At 65.8% G+C, this 25,950-nt stretch carries 28 protein-coding genes; 14 read left to right on the top strand and 14 right to left on the bottom strand.

Features of this window, described 5'->3' with window-relative positions; all coding sequences use genetic code 11:
* Positions 1–11: 11 nt before the first annotated feature.
* Positions 12–566, bottom strand: coding sequence for a GNAT family N-acetyltransferase (locus SM191_RS14935; RefSeq protein ID WP_341506891.1), 555 nt, complete (start codon positions 564–566; stop codon positions 12–14).
* A gap of 126 nt (positions 567–692) precedes the next feature.
* Between SM191_RS14935 and SM191_RS14930 the strand changes: the two genes are divergently transcribed.
* Both SM191_RS14930 and SM191_RS14925 read left to right on the top strand, forming a co-directional pair.
* Positions 693–1,061, top strand: a complete 369-nt coding sequence (locus SM191_RS14930; RefSeq protein WP_341506890.1) for a dihydroneopterin aldolase — start codon at positions 693–695, stop codon at positions 1,059–1,061.
* A gap of 5 nt (positions 1,062–1,066) precedes the next feature.
* Positions 1,067–1,354, top strand: coding sequence for a Rossmann fold domain-containing protein (locus SM191_RS14925; protein WP_341506889.1), 288 nt, complete (start codon positions 1,067–1,069; stop codon positions 1,352–1,354).
* Here the strand turns inward: SM191_RS14925 and SM191_RS14920 are convergent.
* A complete protein-coding gene (locus SM191_RS14920) occupies positions 1,330–2,223 on the bottom strand; it encodes a hypothetical protein (protein ID WP_445949870.1) in 894 nt (297 codons plus the stop codon). The genes SM191_RS14925 and SM191_RS14920 overlap by 25 nt on opposite strands.
* A gap of 215 nt (positions 2,224–2,438) precedes the next feature.
* Between SM191_RS14920 and SM191_RS14915 the strand changes: the two genes are divergently transcribed.
* The 5 genes from SM191_RS14915 to SM191_RS14895 all read left to right on the top strand — a co-directional run bounded on the left by SM191_RS14915 (position 2,439) and on the right by SM191_RS14895 (position 5,824).
* Positions 2,439–3,059 (top strand): energy transducer TonB, encoded by a 621-nt coding sequence (locus SM191_RS14915; protein ID WP_341506887.1) that lies wholly within the window; start codon positions 2,439–2,441, stop codon positions 3,057–3,059.
* Positions 3,060–3,110: 51 nt separating this feature from the next.
* Positions 3,111–3,908 (top strand): MotA/TolQ/ExbB proton channel family protein, encoded by a 798-nt coding sequence (locus tag SM191_RS14910; protein ID WP_306998717.1) that lies wholly within the window; start codon positions 3,111–3,113, stop codon positions 3,906–3,908.
* Positions 3,909–4,006: 98 nt separating this feature from the next.
* On the top strand, positions 4,007–4,480 hold the full coding sequence (locus SM191_RS14905; RefSeq protein ID WP_230483027.1) for an ExbD/TolR family protein: 474 nt from the start codon (positions 4,007–4,009) through the stop codon (positions 4,478–4,480).
* Between the two features lie 34 nt (positions 4,481–4,514).
* Positions 4,515–4,940, top strand: a complete 426-nt coding sequence (locus SM191_RS14900) for an ExbD/TolR family protein (protein WP_267434529.1) — start codon at positions 4,515–4,517, stop codon at positions 4,938–4,940.
* A 524-nt stretch (positions 4,941–5,464) separates the two neighbouring features.
* Positions 5,465–5,824 carry a tetratricopeptide repeat protein gene (locus SM191_RS14895; RefSeq protein WP_341506886.1) on the top strand — a complete coding sequence of 120 codons (360 nt, stop codon included), beginning with the start codon at positions 5,465–5,467 and terminating at the stop codon, positions 5,822–5,824.
* Between the two features lie 251 nt (positions 5,825–6,075).
* On the opposite strand, the gene dcd is transcribed toward SM191_RS14895, so the two are convergent.
* Entirely contained in the window at positions 6,076–6,630 is a 555-nt protein-coding gene (gene dcd, locus SM191_RS14890; RefSeq protein WP_341506885.1) for a dCTP deaminase, read from the bottom strand.
* Positions 6,631–6,741: 111 nt separating this feature from the next.
* On the opposite strand from dcd, the gene SM191_RS14885 reads away from it, so the two are divergent.
* Positions 6,742–7,521: a MerR family transcriptional regulator gene (locus SM191_RS14885; protein ID WP_341506884.1), complete on the top strand. Its 780-nt coding sequence runs from the start codon at positions 6,742–6,744 to the stop codon at positions 7,519–7,521.
* 215 nt (positions 7,522–7,736) lie between these two features.
* Here SM191_RS14885 and SM191_RS14880 read toward each other — a convergent pair whose 3' ends face one another.
* Genes SM191_RS14880 through SM191_RS14870 form a run of 3 tightly spaced genes read right to left on the bottom strand, consistent with a single transcriptional unit; the run spans position 7,737 to position 9,354 of the window.
* Positions 7,737–8,201 (bottom strand): cytidine deaminase, encoded by a 465-nt coding sequence (locus SM191_RS14880; RefSeq protein WP_341506883.1) that lies wholly within the window; start codon positions 8,199–8,201, stop codon positions 7,737–7,739.
* Positions 8,198–8,872, bottom strand: a complete 675-nt coding sequence (locus SM191_RS14875; RefSeq protein ID WP_341506882.1) for a glycoside hydrolase family 25 protein — start codon at positions 8,870–8,872, stop codon at positions 8,198–8,200. The genes SM191_RS14880 and SM191_RS14875 overlap by 4 nt, the downstream gene beginning before the upstream one ends.
* Positions 8,872–9,354, bottom strand: coding sequence for a UPF0262 family protein (locus tag SM191_RS14870; protein ID WP_175314205.1), 483 nt, complete (start codon positions 9,352–9,354; stop codon positions 8,872–8,874). The genes SM191_RS14875 and SM191_RS14870 overlap by 1 nt, the downstream gene beginning before the upstream one ends.
* 98 nt (positions 9,355–9,452) lie before the next feature.
* Between SM191_RS14870 and SM191_RS14865 the strand changes: the two genes are divergently transcribed.
* On the top strand, positions 9,453–10,946 hold the full coding sequence (locus SM191_RS14865) for a replicative DNA helicase (RefSeq protein WP_341506881.1): 1,494 nt from the start codon (positions 9,453–9,455) through the stop codon (positions 10,944–10,946).
* A gap of 294 nt (positions 10,947–11,240) precedes the next feature.
* Here the strand turns inward: SM191_RS14865 and SM191_RS14860 are convergent, their stop codons facing one another.
* The 5 genes from SM191_RS14860 to cobA are packed head-to-tail and all read right to left on the bottom strand — an operon-like array spanning position 11,241 to position 15,164.
* The gene (locus SM191_RS14860) at positions 11,241–11,999 is read right to left on the bottom strand and encodes a phosphoadenylyl-sulfate reductase (RefSeq protein WP_341506880.1); all 759 of its coding nucleotides are present in this window, start codon (positions 11,997–11,999) and stop codon (positions 11,241–11,243) included.
* On the bottom strand, positions 11,992–12,450 hold the full coding sequence (locus SM191_RS14855) for a DUF934 domain-containing protein (protein ID WP_341506879.1): 459 nt from the start codon (positions 12,448–12,450) through the stop codon (positions 11,992–11,994). Before SM191_RS14855 ends, SM191_RS14860 begins: the two co-directional genes overlap by 8 nt.
* Positions 12,443–14,068, bottom strand: a complete 1,626-nt coding sequence (locus SM191_RS14850) for a nitrite/sulfite reductase (RefSeq protein ID WP_341506878.1) — start codon at positions 14,066–14,068, stop codon at positions 12,443–12,445. Before SM191_RS14850 ends, SM191_RS14855 begins: the two co-directional genes overlap by 8 nt.
* Before the next feature lie 11 nt (positions 14,069–14,079).
* The gene (locus SM191_RS14845; RefSeq protein WP_341506877.1) at positions 14,080–14,376 is read right to left on the bottom strand and encodes a DUF2849 domain-containing protein; all 297 of its coding nucleotides are present in this window, start codon (positions 14,374–14,376) and stop codon (positions 14,080–14,082) included.
* Positions 14,373–15,164: a uroporphyrinogen-III C-methyltransferase gene (gene cobA / locus SM191_RS14840; protein ID WP_306998740.1), complete on the bottom strand. Its 792-nt coding sequence runs from the start codon at positions 15,162–15,164 to the stop codon at positions 14,373–14,375. Before cobA ends, SM191_RS14845 begins: the two co-directional genes overlap by 4 nt.
* 296 nt (positions 15,165–15,460) lie before the next feature.
* Here cobA and SM191_RS14835 point away from each other — a divergent pair, with 296 nt between their 5' ends.
* Positions 15,461–18,361 carry a TonB-dependent receptor domain-containing protein gene (locus tag SM191_RS14835; RefSeq protein WP_341506876.1) on the top strand — a complete coding sequence of 967 codons (2,901 nt, stop codon included), beginning with the start codon at positions 15,461–15,463 and terminating at the stop codon, positions 18,359–18,361.
* Positions 18,362–18,401: 40 nt separating this feature from the next.
* Here the strand turns inward: SM191_RS14835 and astD are convergent, their stop codons facing one another.
* Together astD and SM191_RS14825 are read right to left on the bottom strand one after the other, a co-directional pair.
* Positions 18,402–19,811, bottom strand: a complete 1,410-nt coding sequence (astD, locus tag SM191_RS14830) for a succinylglutamate-semialdehyde dehydrogenase (RefSeq protein ID WP_341506875.1) — start codon at positions 19,809–19,811, stop codon at positions 18,402–18,404.
* Between the two features lie 10 nt (positions 19,812–19,821).
* Positions 19,822–21,198 (bottom strand): protein adenylyltransferase SelO family protein, encoded by a 1,377-nt coding sequence (locus SM191_RS14825; RefSeq protein WP_341506901.1) that lies wholly within the window; start codon positions 21,196–21,198, stop codon positions 19,822–19,824.
* Between the two features lie 37 nt (positions 21,199–21,235).
* Here SM191_RS14825 and SM191_RS14820 point away from each other — a divergent pair, with 37 nt between their 5' ends.
* From SM191_RS14820 to SM191_RS14805, 4 genes are all read left to right on the top strand, one after another.
* On the top strand, positions 21,236–22,096 hold the full coding sequence (locus SM191_RS14820) for an alpha/beta fold hydrolase (protein ID WP_341506874.1): 861 nt from the start codon (positions 21,236–21,238) through the stop codon (positions 22,094–22,096).
* Positions 22,097–22,364: 268 nt separating this feature from the next.
* A complete protein-coding gene (locus tag SM191_RS14815; protein WP_341506873.1) occupies positions 22,365–23,501 on the top strand; it encodes a glycosyltransferase in 1,137 nt (378 codons plus the stop codon).
* 89 nt (positions 23,502–23,590) lie between these two features.
* Positions 23,591–24,994, top strand: coding sequence for an NAD(P)H-dependent flavin oxidoreductase (locus SM191_RS14810; protein WP_341506872.1), 1,404 nt, complete (start codon positions 23,591–23,593; stop codon positions 24,992–24,994).
* 8 nt (positions 24,995–25,002) lie between these two features.
* On the top strand, positions 25,003–25,488 hold the full coding sequence (locus tag SM191_RS14805; protein ID WP_341506871.1) for a hypothetical protein: 486 nt from the start codon (positions 25,003–25,005) through the stop codon (positions 25,486–25,488).
* A gap of 2 nt (positions 25,489–25,490) precedes the next feature.
* Here the strand turns inward: SM191_RS14805 and SM191_RS14800 are convergent, their stop codons facing one another.
* Entirely contained in the window at positions 25,491–25,682 is a 192-nt protein-coding gene (locus SM191_RS14800; protein ID WP_341506870.1) for a hypothetical protein, read from the bottom strand.
* Positions 25,683–25,950: the final 268 nt, after the last annotated feature.

The following is a 25,950-nucleotide window of genomic DNA, read 5'->3' as shown; positions in this document are numbered from 1 at the left end:
ATCCGCCCGAGTTAGGGACGGACGGGGCTCAGGTAAAGGCCGGTGGCTTGCTCCCGTGCTGGATCGGGGCCCAGCATCCCGGCGACGGCGGGTACATCCGCCCCGCGCGCCAGCAGGCGATGCCGCTCGACCGGCCCCGGCAAGCGCCATCCCCCGGTCCGCTCGGCGGTGAAGCCGAAGAAGCGGCCATAATATTCCGGATCGCCGATCAGCATCAGCGCACGGTCGAGCTCCCGCGAAGCGGCGACCGCCAGCATATGGTTCAACAGGTGCCGGCCGATGCCGTCGCGCTGGCGATCGGGCGCGACCGCGACGGGGCCCACCATGATCAGCGGGTGCACGGCCCCCGCATCGTCGGTCAGCGCGACCGGCCAGCACTGGATCGAACCGATCAGAGCGCCGTCCTCGACCATCGCGAAGCACAAGTCCCGGATCGGCGCGACGCTGCCCCGCACCTTATAGGCGGTGCGCGCCTGTCGCCCCGGCGGGAAGGCACGGTCTAGCAGCGCCTCCACCTCGGCGGGATCGACCGCGTCGAGCGGGACAAGGACGGGCGTGACGGTCAAGCGGCGGCGGTCCGGTGGCGGGAAGGGGACGCGCGCCCTTAGCGCGACGGCGGGGCGATGCAAGCTTTCCCTGATGCTTTCCCCCGGATGCTTCCCATCCGCGCACGCTCTGCTAGAGGCGCTGGCATGGAAGACCGTCTTCAACTCGAAGTCCACGACCTCGAAGTGCAGGTGCTGACCGGCATCTATTCCGAGGAAACCCATTTGCCGCAGCCGCTGCGCATCTCGCTGACCGTCGATCTCGACTGTCCGGTGCGGTACACGCCCGACAGCCCGCTGACCGAGTCCAAAAATTATCTCGACCTCAAACACGCCGCGACCGCGCTGCCCCAAGGCGTGCATTTCACGCTGATCGAGGGGGTTGCCGACCATATCTGCGATACGCTCTTCCTTCAGGACAAGCGGGTGCGCCGGGTGCAGGTCAAGATCGTCAAGCTGGCCATCGCCGAGGAAGGCGAGGCGATCGGCATCACCCTGGTCCGCCACCGGCGCTGACCGGCATGGCGGCCCGACGAGTCGATCTGCCCCCTGAGGCGGATGTGTCGGTCGCGGCTGCCGCCCATCCGGGTGTCGATCTGGTGTTGGTGCTGATGCCGGGCCGCGATCCCGTCGCGCAGGCCATGGTCGAGGCGGCGATCGCGCCGCTTGCCATCGATGCCGCCCCCGGCGCGCGGATCAATGCGGTCGTGCCGTCGCCGGACGCGTCGGATGCGGCGGTCGCGGCGGCGGTCGCCTATCTCGCCGCCGCCCTTTCCGTCACGGGTCAGTTGCTGGCGGTCGGCACCTGACGCTCGCGCCCGCAGGGGCCGAGCTTTTGCAGCACGAAGCGATAATCGTCGCGCGCGGCCTCGGCATCCTCGGGCGACAGCGATGCGGTGCTTTGGTCGGGCAGCGATTCCGGCAAGGCGCAGGCGAGGCGATACCAGAGCAGCGTATCGCGCGCGGGCGGGGCGGCGGACTCGTCGACGATCTCGCTCAGCGCCACGGCATAGCGGCGCTCCTCACCCGGACGGCGCAGCACCGACAGCGAGACGGGGCGGTTGTTGGCGGTGGTCAGGAAGATTTGCGTCTCGCCTTCGCCCGGCAGGCTGCCCGCGACATAGAAAGCGTTGCCGACGCCGGTGATGACCGGCGGGGCGTCCGGGGACAGGGCGTCGCGCGCGATGGTGCGGCTGCGCTGCTCGATATCGGGCGCCCAGGGCAATTGCGCGTCAGGGGCAACGAGCTGGAGCTGATCGGCGGCATTGGGCACGCGACGCGCATAGATCAGGACGCGCATCTTCTTCAGCTTGGGCGCCCGACCCCGCGCATCGGTGGCGGCATCGAACAGATAGCCGACCCGCGCGGGCAATCCGCCAGCCCCGCGGATCAGCGTGCCGACATCGGCCTCGACATAGAAACGCTGATGTCCGGGCGCGACGCCCACGGCCTCGGCCCCCTTGATCGCGGTTGCCGATCGGATCGTCACGTCCGCGATCACCGGGGCGGAAAGCACCAGATCGGCCAGGTCGGCATAGCCGGGTCCTGTTTGCGCTACCATCGAATCACCGGGGCGTATCGACGGCCGGGTGGTGATTTGGGCGGAAAGGGGGGTGACGAAAGTGGGAATCGCCAGGGTCAAGACGCAAGCGCGAACGGCGTGGGACAGCGGATTCATCGCTTTGGGCTACTCCTTCGTGCATTAACGGTACAGAAATAATTTCGTCACGTGCCGGTTGTACGTTTATTACGTCCGACAAACTGATTGCGCCGCGCCAGCCGTCACGATAGGGTTCGAGGCTCTGCCGTATGCCGTAAGAGCATGGCAGGAGTTTCCCACGTCCCCACGCTACGGCGAGGCGAAACTGGCAGACTGAGGAGTTTCGTTGCTGAATGGCCTATACTGACCAGAAGATGTCCGGGGGCAAGGTGGTCGCGATCGTTATCGTCGTGCTCATCCATGCTGCCCTGGGATACGCCTTCGTCACGGGGCTGGCTTACCAGTACGTGAAGAAGGCCACCGAAAAGCTCGACACGTTCAACGTGGAAGAGCCGCCGCCGCCGACCACGGTGGTGACTCCGCCGCCGATCGTGCAGCTGCCGGTGCCCGCACCCGCCGTCACGACGACGTCGGTCATTCCGCTCAGCCAGCCCACGGCTCCGCCGGCCCCGCCTGCGCCGCCGTCTCCTCCTGCTCCGCCGGCGCCGCCCGCGGTGTCGAAGGCGGCCGGTCTGCGCGGTAACCCGGGCCAGTATTTCGGTCCCGACGCCTATCCGCCCTCGGCCCAGCGCGAAGGCGCGGAAGGTCGCGTGTCGGCCAAGCTGTCGATCGGCACCGACGGGCGCGTCACCGACTGTTCGATCCTGTCGAGCAGCGGCAACCGGGCCCTGGACGATGCGACGTGTCGCATTTCGAAGGCGCGTGTCCGCTTTACCCCGGCGCAGGACGCCGGCGGCAATCCGGTCGCCTCGTCCTATACGCTTAACATCCGTTGGCAGCTGCCACAGGAATAACGGCTAAAAGCCGATCAAACCCAACGCTTTAGTCAGAGGACCTAACCAACCATGCTCACCACCATCCTCGCCGCGGGCGGCGCAGCGGCCGGTGCCGAAAATCCCTACGGTCTCGGCCAGGCCCTGAAGGAAGGCGGCCTCATCTCGCAGTCGGTGTTCACCATCCTCTGCTTGATGTCGATCGTCTCCTTCTACATCCTGTTCTCGAAGCTGTTCGAGCAGCAGAAGATCATCAACCAGGCGAAGCGCGTCCGTCAGGGCTTCTGGTCGTCGAACTCGCTGCGCGAGGGTTCGGCCAAGCTCGAGAAGAACTCGGCCTACAAGCAGATCGTCGACGACGGTCTGGCCGCGCAGGACCAGCACTCGAAGCTGACCGACCCGGTCGAGGCGCATGACTGGCTGCACGGTTCGCTGGCGCGTTCGGAAGCCGCGATCAACTCGAAGCTGGGCGGCGGTCTCGCCTTCCTCGCGACCGTCGGTGCGACCGCGCCGTTCATCGGTCTGTTCGGTACCGTTATCGGCATCTACCGCGCGCTCATCAAGATCGGCTCGTCGGGCCAGGCGTCGATCGACGCCGTCGCCGGTCCGGTCGGTGAAGCGCTCATCATGACCGCTCTGGGTCTCGTCGTCGCCGTTCCGGCCGTGCTCGCCTACAACTGGCTGCAGCGCCGCAACAAGGGCATCGCGGAAGACCTGTCGTCCTTCTCGAACGACGTGCTGGGCTTCCTGGCCTCGAACGGTGCGGTTCGTCCCGCCACCGTCGGTGCCGCTGCCAAGCCGGCCGCCGTCAAGGCGACCCCGGCGACCACGACCGCCGGCCAGGCCGGTGGCGTTCAGACCCGCGCCTGAGCCTGAGGGGGCGGGGACCGATCCTTCGGGACACGGCCCCGCCACCCCCCGCCACCCGTCAGGGCGGCGCAAGAATGCATGGATAGGATAGCTCTCTCATGGCGATGAGCGTTGGCGGTGACTCCGCCGAGAAACCGATGTCGGAGATCAACACGACGCCCCTCGTGGACGTCATGCTGGTGCTCCTCATCATCTTCCTGATCGCGGTTCCGGTCGTGATTCAGACCGTTCCGCTGAAGCTGCCGAACGTCCGCTTCGATCCGACGACGACGAAGCCGGAGAACGTGTCGCTCTCGGTCACCAGCGAGAACGGACAGTGCAAGGTCTATTGGGGCCTTAGCCCGGTGACCTCGGACGAACTGCGCACCCGCGCGGTCGAAAAGCTGAAGGCCGAGGTCGAGCGTCTGGGTGCCAACATCACCCCGGACTCGCTGCCCGAAGCGCATATCCGGGGCGACGTGAACACGCCGTACCGGTGCATCGGCGGCACCATCTACACGATGCAGCAGGCCGGTTTCGCCCGTGTCGGCTTCATCTCCGAGCCGCCTCCCGGCGGCAACCCGCGCGTCTGATCGACGCGGCGGACACGATAGGAGTTAGCACGCCATGGCAATGAGCGCCGGATCCGATGATGGCGAGCCGATGATGGACATGAACACGACGCCGTTGATCGACGTCATGCTCGTGCTCCTCATCATGTTCATCATCACCATCCCGATCCAGACTCACGCGGTGAAGGTCGACCTTCCGGTCAACTCTCCGAGAAACCAGCCGCAGGTGAACAGCGAGAAGAACAAGGTCGGCATCGACGCCGCCGGCACGGTCACCTGGAACGGTGCGCCGGTCGACGAGGTCACGCTGCGCCAGTTTCTGGATCAGACCGCTGCCATGAATCCCGAGCCGGAATTGCACTTCCAGCCCGCCCCGGACGCCAAATACGCCAAGGTCGACGAGACCCTGGCGGTTATCAAGCGCTCGGCGGTCAGCAAGCTCGGCTTCATCGGCAACGAGCAGTATCGCAACGACTTCTGATCCTCGGCGATCAGTGTCGGACGGAATGGGGCGGTCTCTGCGGAGGCCGCCCTTTTTCGTTGTGAGCGGGGATGAGACGATTCCCCTGGCCTTCGACTTCGCTCAGGCTGAACGGATGGTGGAGGTTGGAGGTTGGAGGCGCTTTCTGATCCCGGTTCGGATGAAGGAAAGTTGGGGAGGAACAGGACCGCTAACGCCGTTTAGCCTGAGCGAAATCGAAGGCCACCCCCCGCCCGTGCTCAATTTCGATCTTCGCAACAACGAGAGTGCACCCGGATATAGCTGGGCCGATCACCTGCTGGAGTGGCATTTCTCGAGCGATCCTCAGCTAATGCCGCTCCGTCCGAACCGTCCTGCGGATCGGTCGATCGATATGCCTCTCCTACTCTCCCGGTCGGACTGCCAACGCCCAAGCTTTTCCACCGCTCGCCATCCGTTCCGAAACAGCGCATCTTTCACCGCTTGCGGACGTTTCACAAAAATGACAACGTAACGTCATAAAAGTGAAACATAGGAGAATTGAGATGCGCGGAGTCGTTTCGGTTTTGCTTGTGGCGGCGGCGGGCATGGCGGCCCCGGCCATGGCCCAGGATTCCTGGCCGCAGCGTACGGGGTTTCACGAGATTGCCGCCGGGAATTTCCTGGCCGCCGAGCGGACCTTGCTCCAGGAGCGTCGCGCCAGCCCGGACAGCCCGGAACTGATGCTCAACCTCGCCGCCGTCTATGCCAAGACGGGTCGCGCCGCCGAAGCGCGCGCTCTGTATGATTCGGTGTTGCAGGAAAAGCCGATCGCGATGGACATGCCCTCGGGCGCGATCCTGTCGTCGCACACCGTGGCCCGCACGGGCCTGCGCCATTTGCCGCAGACGATCGCGGCGCGCTAAAGCCGAAAGGCAGGTCCAGGCGCGTCGCGTCTGGACTTGCCGACAGGTTGCGTGGCTTTCGCCGGAGCGACGTCCGCCCATCGTCGCCGGTCGCTGGAGTTCGCCCCGATTCTTCCCCCTACGGAGGGAAGCAACGTTTCGGCCGGATAGAAGCGGTTCTTATCGAGAGGGGAAGGCCCCTCCGTCAGGCGTTGGGCGTGCCACTTTCATTCCCAAGGGCGGAATGGGTGGAATGTCGGTCCGCCCTCACATCACAGGCGCGGCAGGGTGACCCCGCGCTGGCCCATATATTTGCCCGCCCGGTCGGCATAGCTGGTCTCGCAGGGTTCGTTACCCTTCAGGAAGAGGAACTGGCACGCGCCCTCATTGGCGTAGATCTTGGCGGGCAGGGGGGTGGTGTTGGAGAATTCCAGCGTCACATGCCCCTCCCAACCGGGTTCCAGCGGCGTGACGTTCACGATGATCCCGCATCGCGCATAGGTCGATTTGCCGAGGCAGATGACCAGTACGTCGCGCGGCACCCGGAAATATTCGACGGTGCGGGCCAGCGCGAAGCTGTTGGGCGGGATGATGCAGACATCGGTCTTGCGATCCACGAAGCTGTTCGACGCGAAGTCCTTGGGATCGACCACCGCGCTGTCGACATTGGTGAAGATCTTGAACTCGTCCGCCACCCGCGCGTCATAGCCATAGGAGGACAGGCCATAGCTGATGCAGCCGTCACGGCGCTGGTTCTCGACAAAGGGTTCGATCATCCCTTGGGTCTGCGCGGCTTTGCGAATCCAGCGGTCGGACAGGATCGACATCTTCATTCCCCTTAAGCTTGGCCGCTCATCGCCGGATCGTGGGGACAGGGCAAGCGGCAACCGTAAAAAGGGGCTTGCGGTTGACGCAGCGTCAAGCGGTACGATCGCCCCATGACGACCATGCTCGACATCACCGAGATCGCCCGCGCAACCGGGCTCAGCAGCCGGGCGCTGCGCTTTTACGAGGCGCGGGGGCTGATCCGGCCGCTGCGGAGCGAGGGCGGGCGGCGGATCTTCGGTGCGGGCGAGCTGGAGCGGCTGCACGCCATCGTCGCGCTCAAGCGGGCAGGCTTCACGCTGGCGACGATCGGGCGGATGCTCGACCGGCCGAGCGCGGCGCTGGGGCCGATGATTGCGGCGCAGGCCAGGGTCGTCGAGGCGGAGCGCGCGACGCTTGCGGAAACCGCCGCGCTGCTCCGGTCCATTCAGTCCCGCATCGATGCCGGCGAGCGCATCGACGTCGCGACGCTTTGCTCGCTGATTCGAAAAGGGAATGCCATGACGACGACACAATGGAAATCGGTGGTCGACCGCCATTTCACCGAAGAGGAACAGGCGCATTGGGCCGAGCGGATGGACACGCTCGGGCCGGATTTCGACCAGAATGCCTATCAGGCGCAATGGGCCGATCTGGGCCAGCGGATCGCGGCGGCGCTGCCGATGGATCCGGATTCGGAGGCGGCGCGGGGGTTCGTCCGCGAATGGCAGGCTCTGCTCGCACCCTTCTATGCGGTGGCGTCGCCGGAGATGCGGGCGGGGGCTGTCCGGCTGCACCAGAATCGAGCGGAATGGGACGGTCAGGCCGATCCCGGTTTTTCGTCCGAGGTCTGGCAATTCATCCAGGCGGCGGGCGCGGCGATGAAGGCGCGGAGCGAGGCGCCGGGGGCGTGATATCGTTCACGCGAAGCCGCGAAGACGCGATGATCTTTGAAGAAGATTGATGTTCGCGCGGAGGCGCGGAGAACGCGGAGGTGCCGTACTTCGTGGCAGGCGATGGCCGGTCCTCGGGAGCGGTTCGGGGGACTTCGGGACCCAAAACCTCTCTGCGTTCTCTGCGCCTCTGCGCGAACAATCTCTTCGTGTCTTCGCGCCTTCGCGCGAGAAGATCAGCCGATCCCCAAATCCGCCGGGCCGAACGCATCCGGCAGCAACTCCGACAGGCGGTAGGTCCGCACCGCATCGCCCTCCCCCGCGCCGCAATGGACGGGCAGGTCGCGACCGCCCATCTGGGCCGCTTCGTTGATGACCTGGCGACAGCGGCCGCAGGGGCTGACCGGGATGTTGCCGGTCGGTACGCCGTCCGCATCCATCGCGCCGCCGATCACGCCGATGGCGACGATCTCGCGCAGACGCCCGGCGGCGGAGGCGGTGGCGATCGCGACCGTCTCCGCGCAGAGCGACAGGCCGTAGCTGGCATTCTCGAAATTCGCGCCGGTGACGATCGAGCCATCCTCCATCAACAGCGCCGCGCCGACCGCGAAACGGCTGTACGGCGCATGGGCGTTGCGCGCGGCGACGCGGGCGGCGGCAATCAGCGAATTGGGCAGGGCATTCGGATCGGTGGCATTCATGGCGTGACGACGTCCCAATTGACGGGGCCTTCCACCCCCTCGACCCGACGGAAATCGCTGGCACGCCACATGCGCCAGGGGCGGGCGGCGTAATCGGGTTTCAGCATGTTGCCGACCGCCCAGACCGGGCGGGGCAGGGCGGCGGTAATGGCGTAATCCGACTCGAACGCCTTGGAGACGCGGAGCATCACGGGCTTGGCCGTATGCGTCTCCACCATCGTCACGAAGCGGGTGAGGTCGGCGACCAGCGTTGCGCGGTCGGGCCGGGCGGTGCAATCGTCATGATAGGACAGGTCGATCGCGGCCGGAAGCGCATCGCCCGCGCGCGGCACGAAGATGTTGAACGCATCCGCCTGCGCCGTGGCGGGCTGGCACAGCGAATAGATATGGATCGCCCCGCGTCGCATCCCCGCCTCTGGCAGAGCGGTCCAATTGCCCTCGAACGCGGGATCGCGACGATCCGCGCCCGATGTCGCGACGATATAGGCGAAGTCCGCGCCGTTCGCGCGCAGGGTGCGCCATTCGACGGCGGGCGGATTCTCGGGCAGGTCGATGCCCTGCAACGGATAATGCTTGGTCGCGGGCCGCCAATGCGTCGCCCAGTGCCGCCCGCCCGCCGTGATCGCGCCGAGGGCCAGCAGCCCCGCGCCGATTTTCCAGAGAATCGCCATCAGTTGCGGATATGCAGGACGCAGAGCAGTGTGAAGAGGCGACGTGCGGTGTCGAAGTCGACCTCGATCTTGCCGGTCAGCCGCTCCTTGAGCATCTGCGCCGCGTCGTTATGGATGCCGCGCCGGGCCATATCGATCGTCTCGATCTGTTGCGGGGTGGCGGCGCGGATCGCCTGGTAATAGCTGTCGCAGATCGCGAAATAGTCCTTGATCGGCCTGCGGAAGCGGCCCAGCGCCAGCACCAAAGTCTCGATATGCGTCCCGTCCTCGCGGTACATATGGATGCCGAGGCGTCCTTCCTCGGACTCCAGCTTGATGCGATAGGGGCCGGCATAGCCGTCCGCCTGCGGGCGTTGGGGCGCGAAATAATTCTCCTCGATCAGGTCGAAGATCGCGATCCGCCGCTCCTGCTCGACATCGGCGGAGCGCCAGCCCAGGCTGCGCTCGTCCAGGTCGATAGAGATGATCCGGGGATCGGCCATGGCGAACGGGATAGTCGCGAAGCGCGTGCGCCGCAAATCCCCCGCTGATCGACGCAATGCGTTTTCATCCGGGGCCACTCCGCGCTAACGCTGGAGCAATGGCCACCCTCGCATTCCAGAACCCCGCCGCCGCCGCCGAGCCGCAGCAGCTTCCCCGCAATATCGAGGCGGAGGCCGCGCTGCTGGGCGCGATGATGATCGACAACCGGCTGGCCGACGATCTGGTCGACCGGCTGGACCCGGACCATTTCTTCGAGCCCGTCCATGGTCGCGTGTTCGCCGCGATCAAGAATCTGCGCGCCACCGACATGCTGGCGACCCCGGTCACGCTGCGCCCGATGTTCGAGGCGGACGAGGGGATGAAGGCGTTGGGCGGCCCGTCCTATCTGGCGCAACTGACCGGATCGGGCGCGGGTCTGATCGGTGCGCGGCAGTTCGCGACGCAGATTTACGACCTCGCCATGCTCCGCGCGCTGGTGACCGTAGGGCGCACCCTGGTCGACCGGGCGATGGACACCTCCGAAGAGGTCAATCCGCGCGCGCAGATCGAACTGGCCGAGAATGAGTTGTTCAAGGTCGCGGCCGACGGCGGCTCCGAAAATGCGGTGAAGAGTTTCGCTCAGGCCACCACCATGGCCGTCAAGAATGCCGAGCGGGCGCTCAACTCGGGCGGCCATGTGTCGGGCATCACCACGGGTCTGGACTCGGTCAATGCCAAGATCGGCGGTATGCACCGGTCCGACCTGATGATCCTGGCGGGCCGTCCGGGCATGGGCAAGACCTCGCTGGCGACCAATATCGCGTTCAACGCCGCGCGCCGCTGGATGCGCGACATGCAGGACGGCATCCCGCCCTCCGAGTCGGTCGGTGCGAAGGTCGCGTTCTTCAGCCTCGAAATGTCGGCCGACCAGTTGGCGACGCGTATCCTGGCCGAGCAGTCGGGGATCAGTTCCGAAGCGCTGCGCATGGGCAAGATCAGCCGCAACGAGTTCGCGCAACTCGCCGCGGCGGCGGCGGAACTGGAGCAATTGCCGCTGTTCATCGACGACACCGGCGGCCTGTCCATCTCGGCGCTGCACACCCGCGTTCGGCGATTGCAGCGGCGGCACAACAACGAGATCGGGCTGGTCGTGGTCGATTATCTCCAGTTGCTGACCGGCTCGGGCAAGTCGTCGGAGGGCAACCGTGTGCAGGAAATCTCGGAGATTTCGCGCGGGTTGAAGACGCTGGCCAAGGACATGAACGTGCCGGTGCTGGCGCTGTCGCAGTTGAGCCGTGCGGTCGAGCAGCGCGAGGACAAGCGCCCGATGCTGTCCGACCTTCGCGAATCGGGCTCGATCGAGCAGGACGCCGACATGGTCTGGTTCGTGTTCCGCGAAGACTATTACATGATGCAGCGCGAGCCCAAGCGCCCGATGGAAGGCGATGACGGCAAGGTCTTCGAGGACCACGCCAAATGGGCGACCGAGGTGGAGCGGGTTTACGGCCTGGCCGAACTGATCGTGGCAAAGCAGCGTCACGGCGCGACCGGCAAGGTGGTGATGAAGTTCGACCCGACCATCACGCGGTTTACCGACTTCGCGGGCTATTGAGCGGCGGCGGGATTATTCCCGCAGGCCGTTCAGCCTGAGCGTAGTCGAAGGCCACGGGATGACCTTCGCCAAGGGGTGAGCGTTGGAGCGTGCACTTCGACTTCGCTCAGTGCGAACGGAGGGAGGCGTTTCCCTCGCTACTCAGACGACCCCGGCGAAGGCCGGGGCCCAGATGCCATCGAGTTGAAGGCGCGCGAGACGATGCGTGGGAGGCCTCCCGCTGCTCGCTCAACCCTTCCGCGCGCTACGAGGCGCACTGCGACTGGGCCCCTGCCTTCGCCGGAGTCGTGAAACTCAGACGGGGCGGACGGATTCCACCGGGCGGTGTATCCCGCATTCCACCTTATCGAACCCCCGCCAGCGACCCGAGCGTGGGTCTTCGCCCGGCTTCACCTGGCTGGTGCAGGGCGCGCAGCCGATCGACAGATAGCCCTCCGCCTCCAGCGGGTGGCGCGGCAGATCATGCGCCGCGAAATAGGCATTCAACGCCGCCTTGTCCCAATCCGCCAGCGGGTTGAGCTTCAACCGCCCATCCTCCACCTCGAAGCGGGGCAGGGCGCGGCGGGTGCCCGCCTGGAAGCCCTTTCGCCCCGAAATCCACGCCTCAAAGGGCGCGAGGCCGCGCGTCAGCGGTTCCACCTTGCGCAGATCGCAGCAGCCGTCCGGGTCATAGCCGTGGCGGATGCCGTCCGGGTCCTTGGCCGCCAGCAGCGCGGGGTCGGGCCGGATCACCCGCACGTCGAGCAGCCCCAACCGCGCCACCAGCGCGTCGCGATAGGCCAGCGTTTCGGGAAACATCTTGAGCGTGTCGGTGAAGACCACCGGCGTTGCCGGATCGGCGCTCGCCACCATATGCAGCAGCACGGCGGATTCGGTGCCGAAGGACGACACCGCCGCGATTTGCCCACGGAGTTCGCCGGTCAGCAGGGTGCGTAGCAACTCCGGTGCGGAGACCCCTGCGAACCGCGCCCCGTAAGCGGCGGCGTCCTCCACCGTATAGGCGGGCCGCACATTGATTCGATCGGGGATTCGGTCGAGCGCACGCTCAGCCATGGCGGAGTTTCCACACCGGCACGCGCGCGTCCGCCGCCTTCTGATAGGGCTGCGGATAGAGGGCCAGCAGTTTGGTCAGCGTCGCCGCATCGACCGGCTTGTCCGGCGCGAAGCTGTCGAAGCCGCAGCGGCGCATGTGCGGGATCTGGTCGACCAGCACGTCGCCCGCCGCACGCAACTCGCCCTCGAACCCCGCTTCACGCAGGATGCGCGCCGCCGAGTAACCGCGCCCGTCGCGGAACGTCGGGAAGCTGATCTCGACCAAGGCGATCTGCCCGAGATGCGGGAGCAACTCGCGCGCATCGTCGCCCGCTTCCAGCCGGACGGCGGTGGCATTGGTCTGGCCCAGGAACGCGTCCAGCGTCACCGCCGGTTCGTCATGCACCACATCGTCGCGGAAACGCAGCAGCGTCTCGCCCGCATTGGTGTTCACGGTGATCGGATCAACCATAGATCGCCTCCTTGAACGGCTGCATTCCGACGCGACGATAGGTGTCGAGGAAACGCTCGCCGCGCTCACGGAGCGCGACATAGCGGTCGGTCACGCGCTCGATCGCGTCGACCACGCCGTCCTCGTCGAAACCGGGGCCGGTGATCTTGCCGAGCGACACGTCCTCCGCCCCCGATCCGCCGAGCAGAAGCTGGTAATTCTCGGTGCCCTTCTTATCGACGCCCAATATGCCGATATGCCCGGCATGATGGTGGCCGCAGGCGTTGATGCAGCCCGAAATCTTCAGCTTCAACTCGCCCAGCTCGCGCTGCCGCCCGGCGAAACGTTCGCCGATCTTCTGCGCCAGCGGGATGGAGCGGGCATTGGCCAGGCTGCAATAATCGAGGCCCGGGCAGGCGATGATGTCGGAGATCAGGTCGAGATTGGCCTCCGCCAGCCCCGCCTCGCGAAGCGCGGTCCAGATGGCGTACAGGTCGGCCTTGCGGACATGCGGCAGGACGATGTTCTGGGCGTGGGTGACGCGCAGCTCGTCATGACCGTAACGCTCGGCCAGGTCGGCCATCAGGTCGATCTGATCGGCCGAGGCGTCGCCGGGGATGCCGCCGATCGGCTTCAGGCTGATCGTGACGATCGCATGGCCGGGCTGCTTGTGCGCCGCGACATTCTGGTCGAGCCAGACCGCGAAATCGGGGTCGGAGCGGTCCACCGTGTCGGGGGCGTCCTTGGCGAAGTCCGGCCCGTCGAACATGGCGGTGATGCGCGCCAGCTCGGCGACCGGCGGGTCGATGCCGAGATCGCGGATCGCGGCGAACTCCGCCTCGACCTGTTCGCGATACGCCTCGACGCCGATCTCGTGCAGCAGGATCTTGATCCGCGCCTTGTAGATATTATCGCGGCGGCCATAGCGGTTATAGACGCGCAGGCACGCCTCCAGATAGCTCATCAGATGGTCGGCGGTGATGAAGTCCTTCACCTCATGCGCGATCATCGGGGTACGACCCATGCCGCCGCCGACGAAGATCTTCGCGCCGAGCACGCCGTCGCGCTCCAGCAACTGGATGCCGATATCGTGCAAGCGCATCGCCGCGCGGTCCTCGTCCGCCGCGATCACCGCGATCTTGAACTTGCGCGGCAGGTAGGTGAATTCGGGGTGGAAGGTCGACCATTGCCGGATCAACTCGGCCCAGGGGCGCGGGTCGGCGACCTCATCGGCGGCGGCGCCGGCGAACTGGTCCGACGAGATGTTGCGGATGCAATTGCCCGAGGTCTGGATGGCGTGCATCTGCACCGTGGCCAGTTCGGCGAGGATGTCGGGCGCGTCGGCCAGCTTGATCCAGTTATACTGGATGTTCTGGCGCGTGGTGAAATGGCCATAGCCCCGGTCGTACTTACGCGCGATATGGCCCAGCATCCGCATCTGGCGGCTGTCCAGCGTGCCATAAGGCACCGCGATGCGCAGCATATAGGCGTGAAGCTGCAAGTAGAGGCCGTTCATCAGCCGGAGCGGCTTGAACTGATCCTCGGTCAGCGCACCCGACAGGCGACGCTCCACCTGGTCGCGAAATTCCTCGACACGGGCATCGACGATGCTCTGGTCATATTCGTCGTAAGCGTACATGCCTTAAACTCTCAAATTACCCAGGCGCCGGCATCCGCATCTGCGGGCTTCAGCGTCAGGTCGGGGCGCACCGTGGGGCCGAGCGCGCGGATACGGTCCTTGATATGGGCGGGGCGGGGGCCTTGTTGGGTGGCCTCGGCATCGATCAGATAGGGCACGTTGACCCGGCGCGCGCCTTCCTCGGCGCGCAGGATCGCCTCGCCATTCGCGCCGACATCGACCGCGTCCTCGATATGGCGCGACCATTCCTGCCCGGTCCACCAGACGACATCGCCGGTCGCCAGGTCATTGCCCGTCAACAGCTTCATGCGCTCATCCCTTCCGCCACACGAGCCCAACGCGCCAGCTTGTCCTCGGCATCCGACAATTCGACCACTTCGCCCACCACGATGATCGCGGGGCTCTGCACCGCCTCGCGCTCGACCATAGGCCCCAGATCGGCGAGCAGGGTGCGGATCGCGCGGTGCCCTTCCAGCGTGCCGCGCTCCAGCACCGCGACCGGCATATCGGGAGCGACGCCGTCCGCCATCAGCTTGTCGGCGATGCCGCTCGCGGTCGCCACACCCATATAGATGACCAGCGTGCGCCCTTGCCCCGCCAGCCCCGACCAGTCCTGATCGGTCAGCCCCTTGCATTGGCCCGCGACGAAGGACACCGCCGAGCTGTGATCGCGATGGGTGAGCGGCAGCATCGCCTCCGCCGCGCAGCCGAGCGCGGCCGAGACGCCGGGGATCACCTCGACGCGGAGCCCGGCGGCGCGCACCGCTTCCACCTCTTCGCCGCCGCGCCCGAAGATGAACGGGTCGCCGCCCTTCAGCCGCACGACGATCGCGCCGGTCTTCACATGCGCGACGATCAGCGCGTTGATCGCGTCCTGCGACAAAGTGTGCCGCGCGCGCCGCTTGGCGACCGAGATACGCTGGGCCTCTGGTGGGGCCAGATCGAGGACGCGCGGATCGATCAGGCCGTCATGCACGACGACATCGGCCTGTTTGAGCGCCTCGACCGCGCGAACGGTCAGCAGGCCCGGATCACCGGGCCCGGCACCGACAAGGATCACGCGGCCACGCGCGGCTGGGTCGAGAAGGCTAGCCATGCTCCGACAGATGACCCCCCGCCGCCCGCTCCACAACCGAGCGATGCTTGGGGAGGCGGTAGATCAACTTGGGACAGTCCATGCTGCGGCGCATATAGTATAACATATTTGCCTATTGCTCCGAGTTATGGTTGAATGGATTCGCAAAGATCAAAGCGGGGAAGAGTCGAATGGGGGAATTTCGTTGCGCGAAGCGCTTGTTAGGGGCATCGTTGATTGCGCTGGCCTGGTCCGGCGTCGCATCGGCGCAAGTGGTTGGCAGCGCGGGCGATCCTGTCGTTCAGGATGATGCGCCTTTGACCGGGGTTGCCGCCTCCACCGACAAGATCGACGCCAGGCAGGAAAAGGCGGATCCGTCGGACGTCATCGTCACGGGCACCCGAATTGTCCGTCCGAACATGACCAGCAACGCGCCGATCACAACGATCGATGCCACCTATCTGAAGGAGCGGGGGCTCGCGCGGGTAGAGGATGCGCTGGCGCAATTGCCGCAGGTCACGCCGATGCTGGGGCTTCAGGGCCAGCGCTGGGACTCCGGCGCGGCGCCGGTCGGCCTGCGAAACCTCGGGGCGGGCCGTACGCTGACGCTGCTCAACGGGCAGCGGATGGACAATGACGTCAACATCATCCCCGGCGCGCTGATCGAGCGGATCGACATCATGACCGGCGGCGCCTCGGCGGTCTATGGCTCGGACGCGATCGCGGGCGTGGTCAACTTCATCGTGAAGCGCAAGTTCGACGGCATCGCCTTCGACGGCGAGGTCAGCGGCTTCAACCACAATAACGACAACCCGCTGCTCGCCCGGGTCGCGCAGAATGCGGGCTATACCTATCCGCGCGGCACCTATCTGGGCGGCGGCAATTATTTCGCGTCGCTGGCGGCGGGCGAGAACCTGTTCGACGGCAAGGTGAACATCAGCGGCTTCGCGACCTACAAGAAGGCGGACCCGATCCAGTTCCGCAATATCGATACCGTCAACTGCCCGCTGCTGATGTTCGATCCCAATAATCGGGATGCGGGCAATACGAGATGGACGTGCGACGGCACCACCTATAACCCGTATAATTACTTCAATATCAACGACCAGGACCGGACCAATGCGCGCGACGGTTCGCGCGGCTTCCGTCCCTATGACACGGCGGACGAGGTGCGGATTCAGCGGGTCGATTCGATCCAGCGGCGCAGCGAAACGGTCAATAGCGGCGGCTTCCTGACGGCGGAACTGCCGCTGGGGATGCGGCTGAACGGCAGCTTCCTCTACAGCCGTATCGTGGAGACGGGGGCCAATTCGGTCGATGGCGGGCTGTGGACGCCCGCCGCGCCGGTCAATTGCGACAATCCGTTCCTTAGCGCGTCGCAGGCCCAGGAAATCTGCGGTGCGGCGGCGGGCAGCACCGCGCTCAGCAATCCCATCGCGCTGTCGCTGTTCCGCCCCGGCATGATCCAGAATTTCCGTAACACGACCAGCGACTGGCGCGGCTCGCTCAACCTGTCGGGGATGATCGTCGACAAGATCCGGTTCGAACTCAGCTATCAGCAGACCCGCAACATCATGAACGGGTCGGCCGATCATCTCTATGTGCCCGATCAAGAGGCTCGCCTGGCGCGCGGGCTTCAGGTCCGCAACGTCAATGGCGTGCCGACCTGCCTGTCCAAGATCAACGGCACCGACCCGAACTGCCAGCCGATCGATGCCTTTTCGTCCAACACCTCGATCAGCGACGCGGTCTATAATTGGGTGACCGGACCGGGTAGCCGCCACCAGCAGAACGACTTGCAGGTCATCAATGCGATCGTGTCGGGCACGCTGGAGGATTACGGGATCAAGAGCCCGTTCGCCACCAACGGCATCGGCTTCGCGATCACCGGCGAATATCGCAAATATCGCAACCAGTCTCAGGGCTTCGGCTCATGGTCGACCTTCACGACCTTCGACGGGCGGACCAGCGTGAAGGAACTGGGCGGCGAAATCGACATTCCGCTGGTCGAGGACAAGCCCTTCGCCAAGGAACTCAGCATCAATGGCGGCTATCGGATTTCCGACTACGACGTCTATCAGAACCTGATCCATAGCTGGAAGGCGGAGGCGAGCTGGGCACCGGTGGACGGCCTGCGTTTCCGGGGCAGCTATAACCGCGCGGTGCGGGTAGGCGTGCTCCAGCGTCTGGAGGGCGAGAACCGCTATCCCAATTCCATGAAACTCGACCTGTGTGCCCCGCCGCGTGCCTCCACCGACGGCAAGGGGGCGACGCGTTACACCTTCGAACAATGCTCGATCGGCATGACGCGCGCGCAATATGACGCGCTGTCCAGCTATACCGGATGCGACACGAACGGCTTTTGTCCGACGACGCTCATCAATGGCGGCAACTCCGACCTCCAGCCCGAACGGTCGCGGAGCAAGACGCTGGGCGTGGTGTTCCAGCCGCGCTTCGTCCCCGGTCTGACCGCGTCGGTCGACTGGTACGACATCAACATCCAGGGCGCGTTCGAGTGGACCCGTATCGATATGGCGTTCGACCAATGCTATCGCAACAAGGTCGAATTCTTCTGTCAATTCTACAAGCGCGATCCGCAGACGGGGCAGTTGCTGATCGCCGACGCGCGCTATAACAATTCGGGCTATACGGCGACGCGGGGCATCGATTTCAGCACCAACTATGCGCTGGACCCCAAGCGTCTGGGCCTTGCCGACAATATCGGCACCTTCGGCCTGAACTTCAACGGAACGCTGACCACCAAATTTGAACGGCAGTTTGCGCCGGGCAATACGCCCTGGTCGTGCCTGGGCTATTTCGGTTTCGCCTGCGGCGATCCGATGCCGCGCTGGCGGCATGTGGCGGGCGTGAATTGGCAGCTTCCCTGGATCAAGGGCGGACTGGGCTTCACCTGGCGCTACACCGGCCCGACGAACAATTCCAAGCTGTCGACCAATACCGTGCTGGCGGCATCGCCGGGCCAGACCTATCCGCTGGCCAATCGCATTCCGGGCTACAGCTATTTCGACTTCAACACCAATATCACGTTGGTGAAGGGGATCGATGTACGGTTCAACGTGCAGAACCTGTTCGACAAGGATCCGCCCCTGATCGGGTCCGATACCAATTACGCAACGGGCGCCTATTTCAACACCTTCCCGACCTATTACACGGTCCGGGGACGGACATTGCGGGTCGGCATTTCCGCCCGCTTCTGAGCGACGGGATGGCTCGGAACCTCGGTTCCGGGCCATTTCCCTATCCGCGCAACCCGATCGGGATCGTCGCGGCGGCCTGCTCCGTCTCGGCGCTGGCGACCGGATAGGCGCAGTAATCGGCGGCGTAATAGGCGCTGGGGCGATGATTGCCCGACCAGCCGATGCCGCCGAACGGTGCGCTGGACGCCGCGCCGTTGGTCGGCCGGTTCCAGTTGACGATCCCGGCGCGAATACCGCTCCAGAATTGCTCGTACCGCTCGCGGGATGGCGAAATCAGCGAGGCGGACAGGCCGTAGCGGGTGGCGTTCGCCTGTTCGACCGCGTCGACGAAGTCGCGGGCGCGGGAGACTTGCAGGACCGGGCCGAACAGTTCGTCGTCGGGGCGCTCGCCTACCGCGCTCACGTCGAGGATCGCAGGGGTCAGAAAAGGGCGTTCCGGGTCCAGGCGTTCGAGAGGACGGATGATCCGCGCGCCCATGTCGACGAGTTTGCCGAAAGCCATCTCAAGCAGTTCCGCCGCGTCATTGTCGATCACCGGCCCCATGAAGGGGGCTGGTTCATCATGCGGCGCGCCGATGATGATCCGGTCGGTCAGCCGGGTCAGCGCGGCGATCAGCGGATCGTACAGCCGATCCTCCACGATCAGCCGCCGCCCCGCCGTGCAGCGTTGCCCCGCGCTGGTATAGGCGGACTGGACGATCAACGCGGCGGCGGCGTCGAGGTCGGGATCGTCCCAGACGATGATTGGATTGTTGCCCCCCATCTCCAGCGCGAGGATTTTCTCCGGCCGCTCGGCAAACTGGCGGTTGAGCGCCAGTCCGGTGCGCGCCGAGCCGGTGAAGAGCAGTCCGTCGATATCGTCATGCCCGGCCAGTGCGCGGCCTTGATCCGGCCCGCCGATCAACAGCCGGACCGCCCCCTCGGGCACCCCCGCCGCATGATAGCATTCGACCAGAAAGGCACCCGTCGCGGGCGTCTTCTCCGATGGCTTGAACACCACCGCATTGCCCGCCAGCAGTGCGGGGACGATATGGCCGTTGGGCAGATGCGCCGGGAAATTATAGGGCCCCAGCACCGCCAGCACGCCGTGCGGCCGGTGGCGCAACGCCATGCGGCCGCCGCCCGGTTGCTCGCTCGCCCGCTCGCCTGCGCGTTCGGATTGCGCGGTGATCGAGATGGCGACCTTGGCGATGACCGTGTCCACCTCGGTCTTCGCTTCCCAGAGCGGCTTGCCGGTTTCGCGTGCGATCAGGTTGGCGAAGGTGTCGGCGCGGGCGCGCACGATCTCGGCGAAGCGGCGTAACGTCTCGATCCGTTCGGCCCGCGGGGTGGTGGCCCAATGGCCCCAAGCGGCTCGCGCGGCGGCCACTTCGGCATAGGCGTCCCCAACGGGCAGTTCGGCGATCAGCGCGCCGGTCGCGGGTTCGTAGGTCGACAGAAACTTGGTCATGGCGACGAGGCTAGGCCGCCGCATCGGGGTCGGCAAGCGCCGCGCCCATTACCCGCACTCGCGCGACCTTGTCGTACAGCATCGTCCAGTCGTCGCGCTCGGCGATCGGCGCCCAGATCGCCTCCACCTCGTCGATCAGCATGGATTCGGGCTCGCCCTGCCAATAGGCGTGGTCGCGGGCGCGGCGGGGCGCATAGGGTTCGATCAGATCGCGCAGTTCGCTCCAGGTGTCGTCGTAATGATCCGGCACCTGTCCGCCGAACAGGTCGAAATAGACGCGGTCGATCCCCGCCTGCGACGTGCGCAAGGCTCGCTCGAAGCTCTGGACCAGCGCGCGGTCCTCGGTCCCGCCGCGCGGGGTGACCCCCAGCCGCCAGAGGATCGCGGTCACGATCTCCGCCAGATAGCTCGTCGCGAACCCTTCCAGCGCGGCGATCAGCGGCTCGCTCTCCGCGATCAGGCGGAGGCTGGAGGCGAGTTGCATCACGTCCCATTGGATCGCCTCGGGCTGGCGGCCCAGCGCGTAGAGGCCGGTCTGGTCGAAATAGGCGGCGGTGAACTCGGGGTCCCAGGTCGGCGCGAACCGCCAGGGGCCATAATCGAAACTCTCGCCGGTGACGTTGATATTGTCCGAGTTGAGCACCCCGTGGACGAACCCGGCGGTCATGTAGTGCGCCGCCAGCGTCGCGGCACGCTCAGCCACCAGGGTCAGCAGGCGGACGGGATCGTCCGAGGCCTCGCCATAGAAATGACGCAGGACATAGGCGACCAGCCGCTTCATCCCCGCTTCGTCGCGCTCGAAGGCGAGCCGTTGGAAACTGCCGATGCGGATATGGCCATGGCTCATCCGCACCATCACGGCGGAGCGGGTGGGGGAGGGCTCGTCGCCCCGGTGCAGCGCCTCGCCCGTCTCGATCAGCGACAAAGTGCGCGAGGTGGGGACGTTCAGCGCCTCCAGCATCTCGGTCGCCAGGATTTCGCGCACTCCGCCCTTCAGCGTCAGGCGGCCGTCGCCGAAGCGGCTATAGGGCGTCTGCCCCGACCCCTTGGTGCCGAGTTCGAGCAACCGGCCATCGGTCGCGATCATCTGCGCGAAGGTGAAGCCGCGTCCGTCGCCCAGATCGGAATTATACTGGCGGAATTGATGGCCGTGATAGCGAAGCGCCATCGGCCCCGGCAGCGTGTCGGGCAAGGGCTGGAACCGCCCCAGATGCGCCACCCATTCCTCATCGGTCAGCGTCTCCAGCCCGATCTCGGCGGCGGCGCGATCGTTGCGGAAGCGGATGACGGTTTGCGGAAAATCCGCCGCCTCCACCGGATCGGCTAGGAAGTCCGCGATCTCGATCAGCGGGCGGGCGGGGCGATAGGCTTGCGGGGACAGGGGCATACCGCGATATGGAGACGGCACCGGAGAACCTTCAAGCATGACTCCATATGAGAATCGTTATTGGTGGTCGAAGGACGGCCTGCGGCTTCATGCGCGCGACTATTCCGGGTCGGATGCGCTGCCCCCGATCCTCTGCCTGCCCGGCCTGACCCGCAACGCCCGCGATTTCGAGGGGCTGGCCGAGGCTTTGGCGGGCCGTTCGCGCGTGATCGCGGTCAGTTTCCGGGGGCGGGGTGAGAGCGCCTATGCCAAGGATCCGATGACTTATGTCCCCCTGACCTATGTCCAGGATGTCGAGGCGCTGCTGGACGAACTGGGCATTACCCGCTTCGTCGCGGTCGGCACCTCGCTGGGCGGGATCGTGACGATGGTGCTGGCGGCGACCGCGCGCGGGCGGCTGGCGGGGGCGGTGCTCAACGATATCGGGCCCGAGATCGAGGCGGCGGGGCTGGCGCGTATCCGAGGCTATGTCGGCAAGGGGCAGAGTTTCCCGACCTGGCTTCACGCCGCGCGCTGCCTTCACGAGAATAGCGAGGACGTCTATCCCGATTGGGGAATGGAGGACTGGCTCGCCATGGCCAAGCGGACCCATAGGCTGACCAGCGCAGGACGGATCGTCCTCGATTACGACCTGAAGATCGCCGAGCCGTTCCGCGTGCCCAATGCCGAGGCGGGGCCGGACATGTGGGCGGCACTGGATGCGCTGAACGGGGTGCCGACGCTGGTGGTGCGCGGCGAGCGGTCCGACATATTGAGCGCGAGCGTCGCCGAGCGGATGGTGAAGGCGCTGTCGCCATCCGAACTGGTGACGGTCCCGCATGTCGGCCACACGCCGTTGCTGACCGAGCCGGAGGCGTTGGCGGGGATCGGGCGACTGCTCGACCGGGTAGCGGGATAAGGCCCATTCCATTCCTCCCCCCGCAAGGGACTCCTCTGCAAATGCAAATACGCCTGGCACCATCCCGGCGAAGGCCGGGATCCAGTTGCGGGACGATTGTAAATGCCTCTAATCGCCTCCCGACTGGACCCCGGCCTCCGCCGGGGTGGTCCATGGTGTCGGGCAGCGTCCCGACGTTCGCACAGGTTTTCTGCAAGGGGAGGAAAACGTGAAGGGCGATCGACTCTAGCGGTTTCCAACGCCGCTGCCGCCCGTTAATCCGGCGGCTATGGCCCGTCCGCTCAACATCCTGCACCTCCATTCCTCCTTCTCGCTGGGCGGCAAGGAGGCGCGAGCGGTCGCGCTGATGAATGCGTTCGGCGATGCCGCAAAGCACACCATCGTTTCCGCCATGCCCGACGAACTCGGCGCGCGGGATTCGATCGCCAAGGACATACGCTACGAAATCGCACAGGACGCGCCGTCGCTGACGGGCAAGCCCTCGGTCAAGCGCTACGAGGCGATCGCCGCCTATATGCGCCGCTTCGACCTGGTGCTGACCTATAATTGGGGCGCGATCGACGGGGTGATGGCGCGGCGCGTCTATCCCAAGGGCGCGCCGCCGCTGGTCCATCACGAGGACGGGTTCAACGCCGACGAAGCGCGCGGCCTGAAGCTGGAGCGCAACATCTATCGCCGCATCGCCCTGTCGGCGGCGAATGCGCTGGCGGTGCCGAGCCATGTGCTGGAGGGCATCGCGCTCCGCACCTGGAAGCAGCCCGCCGAGCGGGTCCATCGCATCCCCAACGGCATCGCGACCGCGCTGTACGCGCGTGACCCCGATCCGAACGGCATCCCCGGCTTCGTGCGCCAGCCCAAGGAGATCGTCGTCGGGGCGCTGGCGGGCCTGCGGGTGGTCAAGAACCTGCCGATGCTGGTCCGCGCAATGGGCGGCATCCCCGGACGCTTTCGCCTGGTGATCGTCGGCGAGGGGCCGGAGCGCGCCACCATCCAGCAGGCCGCCGCCGCCATGGGCATTGCCGACCGGCTGGTCATGCCTGGCTTTCTAGAGCGGCCTTATAATTACATCCGGCATTTCGACATCGTCGCGCTATCCTCGCTGTCCGAACAGGCGCCGATCTCGGTGCTGGAAGGGATGGCGGCGGGCTTGCCCATCGCCTCGCTGCCGGTGGGCGATGTGCGCTCGATGGTGTCGGAGGCCAATCAACCGTTCATTGCCGACGCGCCCAACGAGGTGCGGCTGCGCGACGTGATCCAGGCACTGATCGCGCATCCCGAGTTGCGCGCCCAGGCGGGTGCCGCCAACCAGCAGCGCGCCCGCGCCGAATTCGACCAGAGCCACATGGTCGCCCGCTACAAGACGCTGTACGAACAGGTCCTGGGGCGGCCCGGCGCATTGGGTTGAACCCGGCACCCGGCCGTGTCTTTAATTCCCCCTCGCCTAGCGTTCCTAACACGCTATATGAGACCCTTTCGGACAGACAAGGTAACGACGTGTTCAAAGGCTTGAGCCCCATCCTGTACAACGGCCGCGAAGTCTGGCCGCTGATCGAAGGCGGGAAGGGCGTCGCTGCGACCAATCACGCTTCTGCGGGCGCTTGGGCGGCGGCGGGCGGCGTCGGGACCGTGTCGGCCGTGAACGCCGACAGCTATGACGCCGAGGGCAAGATCATTCCCCAGATCTACCGCGCGCTGACCCGGCGCGAGCGGCACGAGGAACTGATCGAATATGCCATCGAGGGCGCGGTCCAGCAGGTGAAGCGCGCCTGGGACATTGCCGGTGGCAAGGGCGCGATCAACATCAACGTGCTGTGGGAAATGGGCGGCGCGCAGCGGGTGCTGGAAGGCGTATTGTCGCGCACCAAGGGGCTGGTCGCGGGCGTGACCTGCGGCGCGGGCATGCCCTATAAGCTGTCCGAGATCGCGGCGCATCACCAGGTCAGCTATCTGCCCATCGTCTCCTCGGGCCGCGCCTTTCGTGCGCTGTGGAAGCGCGCCTATTCCAAGGCGGCGGAATGGCTGGCGGCGGTGGTCTATGAGGACCCCTGGCTTGCGGGCGGCCATAACGGCCTGTCCAACGCCGAAGACCCCTTGCAGCCCCAGGATCCTTACCCCCGCGTGAAAGCTTTGCGCGATACGATGCGCGAAGGCGGCATTTCGGACGATGTGCCGATCGTGATGGCGGGCGGCGTCTGGTACCTGCGGGACTGGAACGACTGGATCGACAATCCCGAACTGGGCAAGATCGCCTTCCAGTTCGGCACCCGACCGCTCCTGACCCAGGAAAGCCCGATCCCCGAGGAGTGGAAGCAGCGGCTGATGACGATCGAGCAGGGCGATGTGCTCCTGCATCGCTTCTCGCCGACGGGTTTCTATTCCAGCGCGGTGCGCAACCCCTTCCTGCGCAGCCTGGAAGCGCGGTCGGAGCGCCAGATCGCCTTTTCGACCCAGGAAGCGGGCGACCATGTCTTCCAACTCGATGTGGGCGTGAAGGGCAAGAATTTCTGGGTGACCAAGGGCGACCTGCTGCGCGCGCGCGAATGGTTCGGCCATGGCTTCACCATGGCGCTGAAGACGCCGGACAACACATTGGTGTTCGTGACGCCGGAAGAGGCCAAGGAAATCCGCAAGGATCAGGCCGACTGCATGGGTTGCCTGTCGCAGTGCCTGTTCTCGAGCTGGGCGGACAGCGAAACCAACTCGACCGGCCGTCTGGCCGATCCGCGCAGCTTCTGCATCCAGAAGACGTTGCAGGAGATCGCGCATGGCGGCGATGTCGAGCAGAACCTGATGTTCGCAGGGCATGCGGCCTACAACTTCAAGCGCGATCCCTTCTATTCGAATGGGTTCGTGCCGACCGTGAAGCAGTTGGTCGACCGTATCCTGACCGGGGACTGATCGCCGCGATGACGCCGGAGCTTCGCGCGACGTTGCTGGACGTGGCCGGGGCGATGGCGTCGTTTTCGCAAGGCTGGTGGATCATCGGCAGCGCGGGCGTGGCGCTGCACGGGGTCGAGGCCGGGCCGGTGAAAGACGTCGATCTGCTGGTCGATGAAGGGCTGGCCGGGGCGGTGCTGGATCGGCTGGGCGTGGTGCCGCTGGATATGCCGCCCGACCCGTTGTTTCGCTCGGCGGTCTTTGCGCGCTGGACCGCGCCGCCGGTGCCGGTCGAGGTGATGGCGGGATTCTGCGTCGCCGAAGCGAATGTCTGGCATCCGGTCAAGCCGCGCTCCCGCGAACGGATCATGCTCGACGGGACCGCGTTGTTCGTGCCCGATCGCGCCGAGTTGCTGGGCCTGTTCCGCCGGTTCGGGCGACCCAAGGATGCCGCGCGGGCGGCGGCGCTGGAGGCGGCGGGAGCCCGGCCAGAGGCAGGGACTCCCGCGCAATAACGTCAGTCCGCGACAGTGCCGATCACGGCACCCGCCGTGCCGCCCACGGCCGCACCCTTCTCAACGCTGCCCCCGGTCGCCGCCGCGACACCCGCGCCGCCCCCACCACCGATGGCGGCCCCCCTCAACGTCGAACAGGCCGAGATCGACATGGCGGCTGCGGCGAGACTGAGGGTAATAGCCAGCTTTTTCATGGTGGTAGCTCCTGTTGAATGGCAGGAGGGGGAATGCAGCGGCGACCCGCTGGTTCCGCGCCGCAACATTTTGAAATGGATCAGGGGGGGGCATGGAACGGCAAGGGGGAATATCCGGCGCGATATGCGGGTTCGTGCTTATGGCCCGAACACTATTCTCGTCGCATTGTGTGAAGGAAATCGGGCACCGGCAGGTGTACGATATCCTCCAAAGCAGGAAGCCGCGGGCCACGCTGGGTGACCTATGGGGTTTTGGGGTTTTGCGCTG

Origin of the sequence: Sphingomonas sp. 2378, assembly GCF_038084995.1 — a bacterium.
Classification (GTDB): Bacteria; Pseudomonadota; Alphaproteobacteria; order Sphingomonadales; family Sphingomonadaceae; genus Sphingomonas.
This window is presented reverse-complemented; position numbering and strand designations above follow the sequence as displayed.